The organism is Faecalimicrobium dakarense, from assembly GCF_000499525.1.
Taxonomy (GTDB): Bacteria; Bacillota; Clostridia; order Peptostreptococcales; family Peptostreptococcaceae; genus Faecalimicrobium; species Faecalimicrobium dakarense.
On sequence record NZ_HG529385.1, the window covers coordinates 1 to 13714 of the forward strand.

Annotated in this window: 14 protein-coding genes; 10 read left to right on the plus strand and 4 right to left on the minus strand. The window is 30.2% G+C overall.

The genetic code is table 11. From position 1 onward, the window contains the following. Window positions 1–28: 28 nt before the first annotated feature. The 4 genes from dapD to BN899_RS13025 are packed head-to-tail and all read right to left on the minus strand — an operon-like array spanning window position 29 to window position 3471. Entirely contained in the window at window positions 29–745 is a 717-nt protein-coding gene (gene dapD, locus BN899_RS13010; RefSeq protein WP_042276136.1) for a 2,3,4,5-tetrahydropyridine-2,6-dicarboxylate N-acetyltransferase, read from the minus strand. Window positions 746–776: 31 nt separating this feature from the next. Then, entirely contained in the window at window positions 777–1523 is a 747-nt protein-coding gene (gene dapB, locus BN899_RS13015) for a 4-hydroxy-tetrahydrodipicolinate reductase (RefSeq protein ID WP_042276138.1), read from the minus strand. A 2-nt stretch (window positions 1524–1525) separates the two neighbouring features. Continuing rightward, window positions 1526–2410, minus strand: coding sequence for a 4-hydroxy-tetrahydrodipicolinate synthase (gene dapA / locus BN899_RS13020; RefSeq protein WP_042276142.1), 885 nt, complete (start codon window positions 2408–2410; stop codon window positions 1526–1528). Between the two features lie 59 nt (window positions 2411–2469). After that, window positions 2470–3471 (minus strand): aspartate-semialdehyde dehydrogenase, encoded by a 1002-nt coding sequence (locus tag BN899_RS13025; protein WP_042276144.1) that lies wholly within the window; start codon window positions 3469–3471, stop codon window positions 2470–2472. A gap of 262 nt (window positions 3472–3733) precedes the next feature. On the opposite strand from BN899_RS13025, the gene BN899_RS13030 reads away from it, so the two are divergent. From BN899_RS13030 to BN899_RS13070, 10 genes are all read left to right on the plus strand, one after another. Continuing rightward, window positions 3734–4852, plus strand: a complete 1119-nt coding sequence (locus BN899_RS13030; RefSeq protein ID WP_370659294.1) for an amidohydrolase — start codon at window positions 3734–3736, stop codon at window positions 4850–4852. Between the two features lie 223 nt (window positions 4853–5075). Next, window positions 5076–5264, plus strand: a complete 189-nt coding sequence (locus tag BN899_RS13035; protein WP_278244990.1) for a small, acid-soluble spore protein, alpha/beta type — start codon at window positions 5076–5078, stop codon at window positions 5262–5264. Then, window positions 5251–6003, plus strand: a complete 753-nt coding sequence (locus BN899_RS13040) for a class I SAM-dependent DNA methyltransferase (protein WP_042276153.1) — start codon at window positions 5251–5253, stop codon at window positions 6001–6003. Before BN899_RS13035 ends, BN899_RS13040 begins: the two co-directional genes overlap by 14 nt. Window positions 6004–6127: 124 nt before the next feature. Beyond that, window positions 6128–7003 carry an Hsp33 family molecular chaperone HslO gene (gene hslO, locus BN899_RS13045; RefSeq protein WP_042276156.1) on the plus strand — a complete coding sequence of 292 codons (876 nt, stop codon included), beginning with the start codon at window positions 6128–6130 and terminating at the stop codon, window positions 7001–7003. A 57-nt stretch (window positions 7004–7060) separates the two neighbouring features. Continuing rightward, window positions 7061–8872, plus strand: a complete 1812-nt coding sequence (locus tag BN899_RS13050) for a sigma 54-interacting transcriptional regulator (protein WP_042276158.1) — start codon at window positions 7061–7063, stop codon at window positions 8870–8872. Between the two features lie 235 nt (window positions 8873–9107). Continuing rightward, window positions 9108–10319 (plus strand): diaminopropionate ammonia-lyase, encoded by a 1212-nt coding sequence (gene dpaL, locus BN899_RS13055; RefSeq protein WP_042276161.1) that lies wholly within the window; start codon window positions 9108–9110, stop codon window positions 10317–10319. A gap of 71 nt (window positions 10320–10390) precedes the next feature. Then, window positions 10391–11578, plus strand: coding sequence for a YgeY family selenium metabolism-linked hydrolase (locus BN899_RS13060; RefSeq protein WP_042276164.1), 1188 nt, complete (start codon window positions 10391–10393; stop codon window positions 11576–11578). A 15-nt stretch (window positions 11579–11593) separates the two neighbouring features. Beyond that, window positions 11594–12667, plus strand: coding sequence for an N-acyl-D-amino-acid deacylase family protein (locus BN899_RS13065; protein WP_330362556.1), 1074 nt, complete (start codon window positions 11594–11596; stop codon window positions 12665–12667). A gap of 92 nt (window positions 12668–12759) precedes the next feature. Then, the gene (locus tag BN899_RS20610) at window positions 12760–13179 is read left to right on the plus strand and encodes an amidohydrolase family protein (protein ID WP_330362557.1); all 420 of its coding nucleotides are present in this window, start codon (window positions 12760–12762) and stop codon (window positions 13177–13179) included. Window positions 13180–13182: 3 nt separating this feature from the next. Further along, window positions 13183–13714: amidohydrolase family protein (locus BN899_RS13070; RefSeq protein WP_042276167.1), on the plus strand; the 532-nt coding region annotated here is incomplete at its 3' end.

Consider the following 13714-nt stretch of genomic DNA (forward strand, 5'->3'; position numbering starts at 1 on the left):
AGTTACTTACAGTAACTAAGCTTTTTTATTAATCTAAATCTCTAAGACCATCCATTGTTTTAGTTTTAATAGATGTTTTTTCATCCTTCATTTTAATAACTTTTGCAGGAGAGCCAGCAACTACGCACCCTGGAGCTACATCATGAGTTACAATAGCACCAGCAGCAACAACAGCACCTTTTCCTACCTTAACACCCTCAAGTATTACAGCATTAGCTCCAACTAATACATCATCTTCTATTATTGCTGGAGAAGCTGATGGTGGCTCTAATACTCCTGCAATTACAGCACCCGCACCTAAATGAACATTTTTACCAACTATACCCCTAGCTCCGATAACAGCGTTCATATCTATCATAGAATTTTCTCCAACAACAGCGCCTATGTTAATAACAGCACCCATCATTATAACAGCACTTTTTCCGATAGTAACCATGTCTCTAATAATCGCACCAGGTTCTATTCTTGCATGTTCATGTAAGTAGTTATACATAGGTATAGCTGAATTTCTTCTATCAAATTCAATATGGGTATCAATAATATTATCTTTATTATCTTTAAGAATTTTTGATATTCCCTCATAATCTCCTATTAAAATATAGGAATTATTAGAACCAAAAACTTTAAAACTATCAGCTGACTTAAGTGTAATATTATTACAATTTACATACACCTTTACAGGTGTAGCTTTTTTAGATTGTTTAATAAAATTAGCAATTTCATAAGCATCGTTTAAATTTATCATTAGATATCCCCCTTAGTATATTAATTAAAATTTAATTTAGCATATCGTCCATGTTATAATAACCACAGTCTTGATTAACTAAATATTTAGCAGCAGTTATAGAACCTTTTGCAAAAATATCTTTAGACTGAGCGCTATGAGCAATTTGAACAACTTCATCATGGCCAGCAAAAATTACATCGTGTTCACCGACAATAGTTCCACCTCTAACAGCGTGTATACCAATTTCATTTTCACTTCTTTTTGCAGAACGTCCATATCTACCGTAGTTATACTCAACATTAGGTAAAACCTCTTTTACTGCATTAGCAATCATAACAGCCGTACCGCTTGGAGCGTCAACCTTTTTGTTATGATGTTTTTCTATTACTTCAATATCGAATCCATTTAAAACTTTAGCAGCCTCTCTTACTAATTTTAAAAGGACATTAACTCCTAAGGACATATTAGAAGAGTGGAAAATTGGTATACTTTTTGATGCTATTTTTATTTTTCTTAATTCATCATCATTATATCCAGTAGTAGCTATTACCAAAGGTATTTTATTTTGTAGTGCAAAAGATAGCACATCATTTAATGTTGAATGATGAGAAAAATCTATTATTACATCAGCCTTTTCTTTTATATCAACCATTTTAGAATATACTTTAAATGGAGGATTATTAGGAACATCTTGAGACACTCCACAAACTAATTCTAAATCACTATCTTCTTGAATACATTTTGTTAATACACATCCCATTTTACCAAAGCAACCACTTACTATAACTTTTAGCATAATTAATCTACCACCTTTAAGCCTCTATTAATTAACTCTTGCTTTAATACTTGAAGATTTTTTTCGTCCATTTCTGCTAAAGGTAATCTTAAATTTCCAACTTCAAATCCTAGTAAATTCATTGCTGTTTTTACTGGTATAGGATTTACTTCAATAAATAAAGCATCTATTAAAGGTTTCATATCAAGTTGTAATTTTCTAGAACCTTCTATATCTCCGTCTAAGAATTTTTGAACTAAATCATGAGTTTCTTGAGGACAAACATTGGCAAGAACAGATATAACTCCGCTTCCACCAACAGATAGTAATTGAACTATAGAATCATCATTACCTGAATATATAGCAAAATCATCAGGAACTAATCTAGCAATTTCAGCTACTTGAGCAAGATCTCCACTAGCTTCTTTAACTGCTACTATATTATCTACTTTAGCAAGTTCAGCTACAAGACTAGGTTTTATATTCATAGATGTTCTTCCAGGAACATTATAAAGTATTATTGGTAAATTAACGCTTTTAGCTATTTCTTCAAAGTGAAGTTTAAGACCTCTTTGATTGGCTTTGTTATAATAAGGAGTGATTATTAATAATGCATCAGCGCCTAATTTCTCAGCTTTTTGGCTTAAGTAAATAGAATGAGCAGTATTATTAGATCCAGTTCCAGCTATAACAGGTATTCTTTTTTGAACCTTATCTACTACGTATTTTATAACAGCTAATTGTTCATCATCACTCATAGTTGTAGCTTCACCAGTAGTTCCACAAATAACTAGTGCATCAGTATGATTTTCTATGTGATATTCTACTAATTTACCTAATTTTTCAAAATCAACACCATTTTCAGTAAAAGGTGTAACTAAAGCGACTGCAGATCCTTTAAATATCATATATAATTCTCCTTTTATATAAAAATTTAATATTATAGTTAGTTTATATAATTAAGAAATTAAACTAGGTCATAAGATAATAATAATTCAGCTATTTGTACTGCATTAGTAGCAGCACCTTTCCTAATGTTATCAGCTACAACCCATATATTAATTCCATTATCAACGCTAAAATCTCTTCTTATTCTTCCAACGTAGACTTCATCTTTTCCAGTACAATCTATAGCAGTAGGATATTCATTGTTTGAAGGTTCATCAACAACTACGATGCCAGGCATAGATTCAAGAGCATCTACAAGGTGAGATAAATCAAATGCTTCTTCAAATTCAATATTTATAGATTCACTATGACAATTTTTAACGGGAACTCTTACTGTAGTAGCAGTAACTTTTAGTTCATAATCATTAAATATTTTCATAGTCTCATTAACCATTTTCATTTCTTCTTTTGTATAACCATTATCAGTAAAAACATCTATATGAGGTAAGCAGTTAAACGCTATTGGATGTGGATAGAAATTGTTAGGATCTCCTAAAACTCCACCTTCTAGGTCTTTAACTCCTTTAACACCAGAACCAGAAACCGCCTGGTATGTAGAGTAAACAATTCTTTTTATTTTATATTTATCATGAAGAGGCTTAAGTGGAACCATTGCTTGTATAGTAGAACAGTTAGGATTTGCAATTATACCATTATGATTTTTCACAGCCTCAGGATTAACTTCTGGAACAACTAAAGGCACATCTGGATCCATTCTCCAATAACTAGAGTTATCTACTACTATAATACCATTAGATGCTGCTATAGGAGCATATTTTTTACTAATTTCTCCTCCTGCTGAAAATAATGCAATTTGTATATCTCTATTATTAAACACATCTTCTTTTAGTTCTTCAACTATATAATCTTTTCCATTGAAAGTGACATGAGAACCCGCAGATTTTGCAGATGAAAATAAATATAAATTCTCAATAGGGAATTGTCTTTCTTGTAATACCTTTAAAAAGGTTCTCCCAACCATACCAGTTGCTCCGACTAAAGCCACATTTACCTTTTTCATTAAAATCACCCCAATTAATAAAATTAAATTATTCAAAACTTTAATTGTTTAAAATATAGTGTCAAATTGTTATTACAAGACACATTTATTTAAGACTAAGCTCAGTAGATTTATATAAAATAGTCTTTAATTTTATGTATATTCTATTTTATATAAAAGGATACCTTTTATATAAAATAGAGAAAATTTAAAATATATGTATTTAAAATTTATACAAGAACATATATAAATATGGGACAAATTTATAGGGGGATTGTATATGATAAAAAATACTAAAAGCTTGCAAGAAAATATTTATAATCATAGAAAAATACTGCATAATATAGCCGAAGTAGGTAGGAAAGAATTTAAAACAGCAAAGTATATAAGAGATTACTTAGATAGTATTAATGTTAAATGCGATACGTATTTAACAACAGCAACAATAGGAATTTTAAAAGGGAAAATAGGTAAAAAAACAATAGCTTTTAGAGCGGATATAGATGGACTTGTTACAGAAGAAGGAGTTAAGCATTTATGTGGACATGATGGACATACTAGCATATTACTAGGATTAGTCGAGTTTATAAATAATAATTTAGATATTTTAAATGATAATATAGTATTTATATTTCAACCAGCTGAAGAAGGCCCAGGAGGAGCAGAGGACTTAATAAAAGAAGGTATTATAGATAAATATAAAATAGACGAAATATATGGACTTCATATATACCCTGAGGTTAAAGAAGGGTATATAGGTCTTGCTCCAGGGTATTTCATGGCACAGGCAGGGGATTTTAATATTGATATAATATCTAAAAGTGGACATGGAGCTATGCCTCAAAATGGAATAGATGGAATTTTAATAGCATCAAATCTTGTTAATATATTACAAAGCATAGTTTCTAGAAATGTAAGCCCATTAGATAATGCTGTACTTACTGTCGGTAAAATAAATGGAGGAACTAGAAGAAACATAATCGCAGAAAATGTAAGATTAGAAGGAACTCTTAGAACTTTTGATCCAAAAGTTTATGATAGTATGAAAACTAGAATGAAAGAAATATGCCAAGGTGTTGAGAAATCTTATAATTGTAAAATAAATCTTAATATAAAAGATGATTATCCTTCTGTAAATAACAACAAGCATTTATATGAAGAATTTGTAGATGCTTTAGGAGAAGAAAAAGTAATAAAACTAGCGCCTATGATGATATCTGAAGATTTCTCTTATTATCAAAGAGAAGTTCCAGGATTATTCTTTATGCTTGGATCAAGAGATGAAGAAAAAGGATTTGTAAATGGACTTCATAATTTAAACTTTAATTTTAATGAAGGTGTTTTATTAAATGGATTAGACTCGTATATTCAACTATTAAAATATAAAAATTCATTAGAGTAAAAATTATATTTAACAAAGCTTATAAATTTATTGATCTATAAATAGAAAAATGGCCTTTAGGGTTAGACATATCGTTTAAAGATACCCCTTAAATATTTGTATAATTTTTGTTTATATGACAAAAATACAAATATAAATAAAAAGGGGTGTTTTTTTATGAATAATGAATTATTAAATAAACCAGGTAAAAAAAAGTCAATCAAATAGTAAAAAGAAAAAAATATTGACAGATAATGATATAATGAAATATGAGATAGCATCAGAACTTGGCCTTATGGACAAGGTTAGCGAACGAGGCTGGGCAGGGCTTACAGCTAAGGAAGCTGGAAAAATAGGTGGAATGCTTACATCACGAAAAAAACAAAAGAAGAAGATGATGGAGGAAGCAAATAAGGACGATGAAACAGTATAAAGATTTTGCATTCATTTATGATGAGCTTATGAATGAAGTTGATTATGATGGATGGGTTAAATATATAGAAGACATAATAAAAAGTGAAAATGTTAAGGTTCAAAATATATTAGAACTAGCATGTGGTACAGGTAACATGACTATACCTTTAACTAAGAAAAATTATGATATAGCAGCAATTGATATATCAGAAGAAATGCTTAGTGTTGCTAGAGAAAAGGCAGAAAAAGAAGGTGTAGAACTAGTTTTACTTCAGCAAGATTTGGCAGAATTAGACTTTGATATACCGAACTTAGACTGCATACTATGTGCATGTGATGGATTTAATTATATAACTTATGATGATGATTTAGAGCATGTATTTAAAAAGTCTTATGAGTTATTAAAAAAAGACGGTTTATTCATATTTGATATAAGCTCATTCTACAAATTATCTACAATACTAGGAAACAATATGTATGGTGAAAATAGAGAAGAGATAGCTTATATGTGGCAAAACTATTTTGATGAAGAAGAAAACTTAGTAGAAATGGAATTAGCCTTCTTCATTAAGGATGAAGATGGAAAATTTGAGAGATTTGAAGAAGTACATCAACAAAGAGCTTATACGCAAGAAGAAATAATAGACCTACTTAAAGTAGCAGGTTTTGAGCATATAAAAACTTATGCAGACTTCACTTTTGAAAGTCCAAGTGGAGAAGATGAAAGAATATTCTTCGTATGTAAAAAAGTCTTATAATTGAAGATTTTAAAGGATAACTTTTTTGAAGCATATATACGTAAATTATATTTGACTATAAATAGAAATGAATAAAATTTACTATGTGCTATAAAAAATAGAGTAAGATTATTGGAGGAATACAATGAAAGATTACGTAATAAGAGCAACAGCAGCCGATGGACAGATAAGAGCCTTTGTAGCAACTACTAGAAATATGGTAGAGGAAGCAAGAGCTTTACATGAAACTACTAAGGTAGCAACAGCAGCTTTAGGGAGAACATTGACAGCTACATCTATGATGGGCTTAATGATGAAAAATAAAGGTGATAAATTATCAGTAATAATAAAAGGTGGAGGGCCAATAGGTACTATACTTGCAACTTCAGATGTAGAAGGTACTGTTAAAGGTTACGTATCAAATCCTAAAGTGGAAGTACCTGATTATGAAAATGGTAAATTAAACGTAGCTGCTGCAGTAGGAACTTCTGGTGTAGTTAAGGTTATAAAAGATTTAGGACTTAGAGAACCTTATAATGGAGCTTACCCATTAGTAAGTGGAGAAATAGCAGAAGATTTTACTTACTACTTTACAGTATCAGAACAAACACCATCAGTAGTAGCATTAGGGGTGCTTACTACTGAATATGAAGTAGAACATGCTGGAGGACTTATAGTTCAATTAATGCCAGATGCAGAGGAAGAAACTATATCAAGGTTAGAAGAAAATGTATCAAGATTACAATCTATAACTAACATGATGCAAGATGGAAATACTCCAGAAGATATATTAAATATAGTTTTAGATGGATTAAATCCAAGAATACTAGATACTTGTGATGTTAAATTTGAATGTGAATGCTCAAAAGAAAGAGTTCAAGGTGCATTAATTTCTATAGGAAAAACAGCATTATCTGAGATAGTAGAAGAAGATAAACAGGCTGAAGTGGGATGTCAGTTCTGCAATAGAAAATATAAATATACAGAAGAAGAATTATTAGAAATACTAGAGAATATGTAATTTAATAATTAGGCAGTAATTTACTTACTGCCTAATTTTAATATATGGGGGGAAATTATGGAGAGTAAATTAAAACCATTTCAAAGTTACTTAGAAAAACATATACAGATTATATCTAGTGTATTGGATATTGATATTGAAATAGTTGATGATAAATTAATTAGGCTTAATGGAACTGGTATATACAGAAATAAGGTTAATGAAAGTGTTATCTCTGAAGGTAACATATACTCTCAAGTTTTAGAAACAGGAATAGAATTAGTAGTACTCGATTTAGAAAAAAATGAAATATGTATAGAATGTAGAAACTATAAAAAATGTTTAAATAAAACTATAATAGCAGTTCCTATAAAATATAATAATCAAACACTAGGAGTAATAGGGGCTATAAGTACTGATAAAGATAAAAAAAATGATATAATTAAAAAAATAGATTCTTATATTCCTTTTATAGAAAATATCTGTGATTTAATATCTATGAAAATAGAAGAATCTGAGATAAATAAAAATAACGATAAAAAAATGCAAATGTTTCATGAAATAATAAATAATGTAGAGAAAAGTGTAGTTATATTAGATAGTAATAATAAAATATCGTATATTAACAAAATAGCTAAGTTAAGTTTAAAGCTAAAAGAAGACTGTATAAATGAAGAGTTAAGATTAGTTAATTATGAAAAGTCCACTGACAATAAAGATTTAATTACAATAAATATAAATTATAACGAATACACTATGATTGCTAAAATAACACCTGTTTATCCATACATAAGATCATATGACAGGATAATTATATTTGATAAGATACTCGATGAAACTATAAATGATGAAGCTATAAATAGTAAATGGGAAATAAAAACCATAGATTCTATAATTGGAAAATCAAAGCTAATGGCAAATGTGAAAAATAGAATAAAGAAGTTATCAAAATCAAACTCTACAGTTCTTATAACAGGAGATAGTGGTACAGGTAAGGAACTTATAGCAAGGGCTATACATTCTGAAGGAAATAGAAGTGATAAACCATTTATAGCTATAAATTGTGCTGCAATTCCAGAAAATCTATTAGAAAGTGAATTATTTGGATATGTGAAAGGTGCATTTAGTGGTGCAAGTAGCGGTGGTAAAATAGGTAAATTTGAACTTGCAAATGGAGGAGTAATATTTTTAGATGAAATAGGGGATTTATCTTTTCATCTACAAGCTAAATTACTAAGAGTATTACAAGAAAGAAAGTTTGCAAGAATTGGATCTAACAAACTTATAGATTTAGATATAAAAGTAATTTCCGCTACTAATAAAAATTTATTGAAGCTTGTAAACGAAGGAAAATACAGAGAAGATTTATACTACAGACTAAATGTAATTCCCATAGCTTTGCCACCACTTAGAGATAGAAGAGAAGATATTAATGATATAATGAAAATATTTGTAGACAAATACTCAAAAGAACTTAATATAGATTCAGTTATGATTGATGACAATGTAATAAAGTTATTAAATAGCTACGATTGGCCTGGGAACATTAGAGAATTGGAAAATGCAGTTGAGTATATGATGAATTTAGTTGGAGATGATAGAGTAATATCTACAGATATGCTTCCTGTGGACATTTTAAATTACTATGAAAGAAAAAATAGCATAGTAAAGGTATGTGATGAAAAGGGATGTATAGAATTAGCATTGGATGAAGGGTATAAAGAATTTGTTGAAGTAGAAGAACAAATAGTATCCCTTAAAGAATTGGAACTAATATATATAAATAAACTACTTGAGAAGTATGGAAAAGATACTAAAACTAAAAAGCTTATCGCTAAAAAGCTTGGAATAGGTTTAGCTACACTATATAGAAAATTAGATGAAAACTAAATAGAAAAATTCTCAAAAAATAATTCTCGATTTGATAAATTTTTATCAAATTGAGAATTATTTTTTTTACTTGGAAGTTTTTTCTTTATGAAAAATAGTTAGTAATCATATCAAATTTAGTATTTCCAATAAATAGAAAATTATTATATAAAAAATTAACTTAAAAATAATAATTGGCATGATGTTTGCTTTATATAATTGCATAAAAAATATTAAATTAACAAGGAGATATTATATGGAACAAATAAAATGGAAATTAAATAATCTACCAAAATCAAAAAATAGGGAAGAAGGAATTAAGTTTTTAAATGATGATGAGATAACAAAAGTAAAAGGATTTCATGAAAGCTTTCCTCAATATAAAGAGACTCCATTAGTAAACTTAGAGAATTTAGCTAAGTCTATAGGCGTTGGTGGTGTTTATTTAAAAGATGAATCTTATAGATTTGGTTTAAATGCATTTAAGGTTTTAGGTGGGTCTTTTGCTATGGCTAAATACATGGCTGATAAATTAGGAAAAGATATATCAGAACTTCCATATGAAAAATTAATATCTGATGAAGTAAGAAAAGAACTAGGAGATATAACATTCTTCACTGCTACTGATGGAAATCATGGTAGAGGTGTTGCATGGACTGCAAATAAATTAAAACAAAAAGCTGTAGTTTATATGCCAAAAGGATCATCAATAACGAGACTAAATAATATAAAAGCAGAAGGTGCAGAAGCTACTATAACTGAGCTAAACTACGATGATGCAGTAAGGCTTGCAACAGAAAATGCAAAAAAAGTAGATGGATTAGTAGTCCAAGATACTGCTTGGGAGGGATATGAAGATATTCCAGCGTGGATAATGCAAGGTTATGGAACTTTAGCTAAAGAAGCTATATCACAATTAAAAGGATATGGAGTAGATAGACCTACTCATGTATTTGTGCAAGCAGGTGTTGGATCATTTGCAGGAGCAATTCAAGGGTATGTTGCATCTGAATTTGATGAGTGTCCTATAACTGTAGTAGTTGAAGCTGATCAAGCTGATTGCTACTATAAATCAGCAGAGGCTGGAGATGGAAAGCCTAGATTTGTTGGTGGAGACATGCAAACTATAATGGCTGGTCTTGCTTGTGGAGAGCCAAATACTATAGGATTTGAAATTATAAAAGATTATTCAGAAGCATTTATATCTGCTCCGGACTGGGTTTCTGCAAAAGGTATGAGAATATTAGGAAATCCATTAAGAGGAGATGAAAAAGTAATTTCAGGAGAATCAGGAGCAGTAACAACAGGAACTTTAGTTTCTATAATGCAAGATGAAAACTTAGCACAACTAAGAAAATCATTAAAATTAGATGAAAACTCAAAGGTACTATTAATAAGTACAGAGGGAGATACAGATCCTGATAAATATTTAGATATAGTTTGGAATGGAGAATGTCCTAGCTTATAATAAAAATCTTAATATATCAATTTTATAAAAATAATTTAGATAGAATATTTAAAATACAAGGGGGAGCCTAAATGTTAACTGAATCTAGAAAACAAGAATTAATAGAAGTTTGCCAAGACCTAATAAGAAATGCTAGTTACTCAGGACAAGAAGAAAATGTAGCAAAAGCTATAGAAAATAATTTTAAAAGATTAGGGTTTGATAGTTGGTTCATAGATGATTACGGAAATATAATAGGGTGCATAAAAGGTAATAAACCAGGAAAAAAAATACTATTTGATGGTCATATAGATACAGTTCCAGTTCCAGATGAAACTAAATGGAGTGTACCACCCTTTGAAGGTCTAATAAAAGACGGAAAGATTTATGGAAGAGGGACTTCTGATATGAAGGGGCAAGTAAGTGCAATGATGGCTGCAGTTTCATACTTTGCAAAAGATACAAATAAAGACTTTGAAGGAGAACTTTATGTAGCAGGAGTTGTTCATGAAGAAATATTTGAAGGTATAGCATCTAGAAAAATAAGTGAAGCTGTAAAGCCAGACTATGTAGTAATAGGTGAATCTTCAGAATTAAACTTAAAAATTGGTCAAAGAGGTAGAGGAGAGATTGTTATAGAGACTTTTGGAAAACCTGCTCACTCTGCTAATCCACATAAAGGTATAAATGCTGTATATAAAATGAGCAAGATAATAGAAAAAATACAAGAATTAGTACCTCCAACTCATCCAGTATTAGGAGATGGTATATTAGTTTTAACAGATATAAAATCTTCACCATATCCAGGAGCATCAGTAGTTCCAGATTACTGTAAGGTTACTTTTGATAGAAGACTTTTAGTAGGTGAAACTAAAGAAGGTGTACTAAAGCCTATACAAGACTTACTAGATAAGCTAATGGAAGAAGATAACGAATTAAATGCAAAGGTTTCATATGCAGTAGGAAAAGAAGATTGCTATACAGGAAACAAAATAGAAGGAGAAAGATTCTTCCCAGGTTGGTTATATGATGAAAATGATGAGTTTGTACAAGCTGCATATAAAGGATTAAAGGAAGCTGGTATAGATCCAGAAATAACTCAATATTCATTCTGTACTAATGGTAGCCACTATGCAGGAGAAGCTGGTATAAAAACTATAGGATTTGGACCTTCTAAAGAAAATCTTGCTCATACAATAGATGAGTATATAGAAATAGAACAATTAACAATAGGAGCTAAAGGATATTACGGAATATTAAAATCAGTTTATAAAAAATAATTAGGAGATGGTTTTTTGAGAACTTTAATAAAACAGGGGCTTATAGTAGATGGAAATAAAACAAAAGCATATGTTGGAGATTTATTGATTGAAGACGAGAAAATATTAGAAATATCATCAAAGATAGAAGGTGCTTTTGATAAAGTAATAGATGCACGAGACAGAGTAGTTTGCCCAGGTTTCATAGATACTCACAGCCATTCGGATTTAATGATTTTAGTTAATCCATATAATGAAGTAAAAATAAGACAAGGAATAACAACGGAAGTATTGGGGCAGGATGGAATTTCCATGGCCCCACTTCCTAAAGAGCACATATCTTCATGGAGAAAAAATTTGGCTGGATTAGACGGAGAGAGTGATGAAATAAATTGGGAGTATGAAACTACAGAGAACTACTTATCTATGATGAAAAATAGAGGTATAGGATTAAATGAAACCTATTTAGTTCCTCATGGAAATGTAAGGATGGAAGCTATGGGACTTGAAGATAGACCAGCTACTAAAGAAGAAATTCAAAAAATGTGCGAAATAACAGAAAGAGAGTTAAAGGCTGGGGCTATAGGATTATCTACCGGACTTATATATATACCATGTGCATACTCACTAACTGAAGAGCTTATAGAAATGTGTAAGGTAGTGGCTAAATACGATGGTGTATTTGTAGTTCACCAAAGAAGTGAAGCTGATACAATTTTAAGTTCTATGGAAGAAATTATAGAAATTGGAAAAAAATCAGGTGTAAAAGTTCATTTCTCACATTTTAAAGTTTGTGGAAAATCTAACTGGAAGTATATACCTGAAGTTATAGAATTGCTAGAAAAAGCAAAATCAGAGGGCATAAAAGTATCATTTGATCAATATCCATATGCGGCTGGAAGTACAATGCTTGGAGTTGTTTTACCTCCGTGGGCTCATTCAGGTGGAACTGATAAGCTAATTGAAAGACTAAAAGACCAAAAAGAAAGACAAAAAATGAAATATGATATAGCTAATGGTATAGATGGATGGGATAACTTTATAGAATTTGCAGGGATAGATCAAATATTTGTTACTAGCGTAAAAAACAAAAAAATGAATATGCAATAGGAAAAAACCTTTTAGAGTTAGGACAAATAAAAGGAATAGATCCATTAGACGCTACCTTTGATTTACTATTAGAGGAAGAAAATGCAGTTGGAATGGTAGACTTTTATGGATTAGAAGAGCATGTAATTGGATTTATGAAAAGAGAAGAGCAAAATGTTTGTACTGATGGTCTTTTATCAGGTAAACCACACCCAAGAGCTTACGGTTCATTCCCTAAAATACTAGGAAGATATGTTAGAGAATTAGGAGTATTAGAGCTTGAAGAGGCAGTATATAAAATGACTAAAAAAGCAGCAACAAGTTTTAGTATTAAAGAAAGAGGAGAGCTTAAAGAAGGCTATTATGCAGATATAGTTATCTTTGATAAAGATAAGGTAAGTGGATGTGATGATTATATAGATTCTATGCAGTATCCAGTAGGAATAGATTATGTAATTATAAACGGAAACTGTGTAATAGAGGAAGGCAAATACAATCACATTAAAGCCGGCAAGGTTTTAAAGGGGGAATAAATTATGATTTTAGTTGGGAATGGTAGACTTATAACGTGTGATAATTTAAATCCTTTCATAGAAAATGGATGTGTGGTTATAAATGAAAATATAATTGAAGACGTTGGTACAACAGAAAAAATGAAAGCTAAATACCCAAGCCATGAGTATATAGATGCGGGTAATAAGGTTATAATGCCAGGACTTATAAATTCTCATATGCATATATATAGCTCTTTTGCTAGAGGAATGGCAATACCGGGTAAACCATCAGAAAACTTTATGGAAATATTAGAAAATCTATGGTGGAGATTAGATAAGCAAGTTACATTAGAAGATACTAAATATAGTGCTTACTCTACCTATATAGATTGTATTAAAAATGGTGTTACAACTGTGTTTGATCATCATGCAAGCCCAAATGCAATAGAAGGAAGCCTATTTACTATAAAAGATGTAGCGAAAGAATTAGGAATCAGAACTTGTCTTTGCTATGAAGTATCAGATAGAGATGGAAAAATTATAACTGATAAGGGTATAGAGGAAAACGTTGATT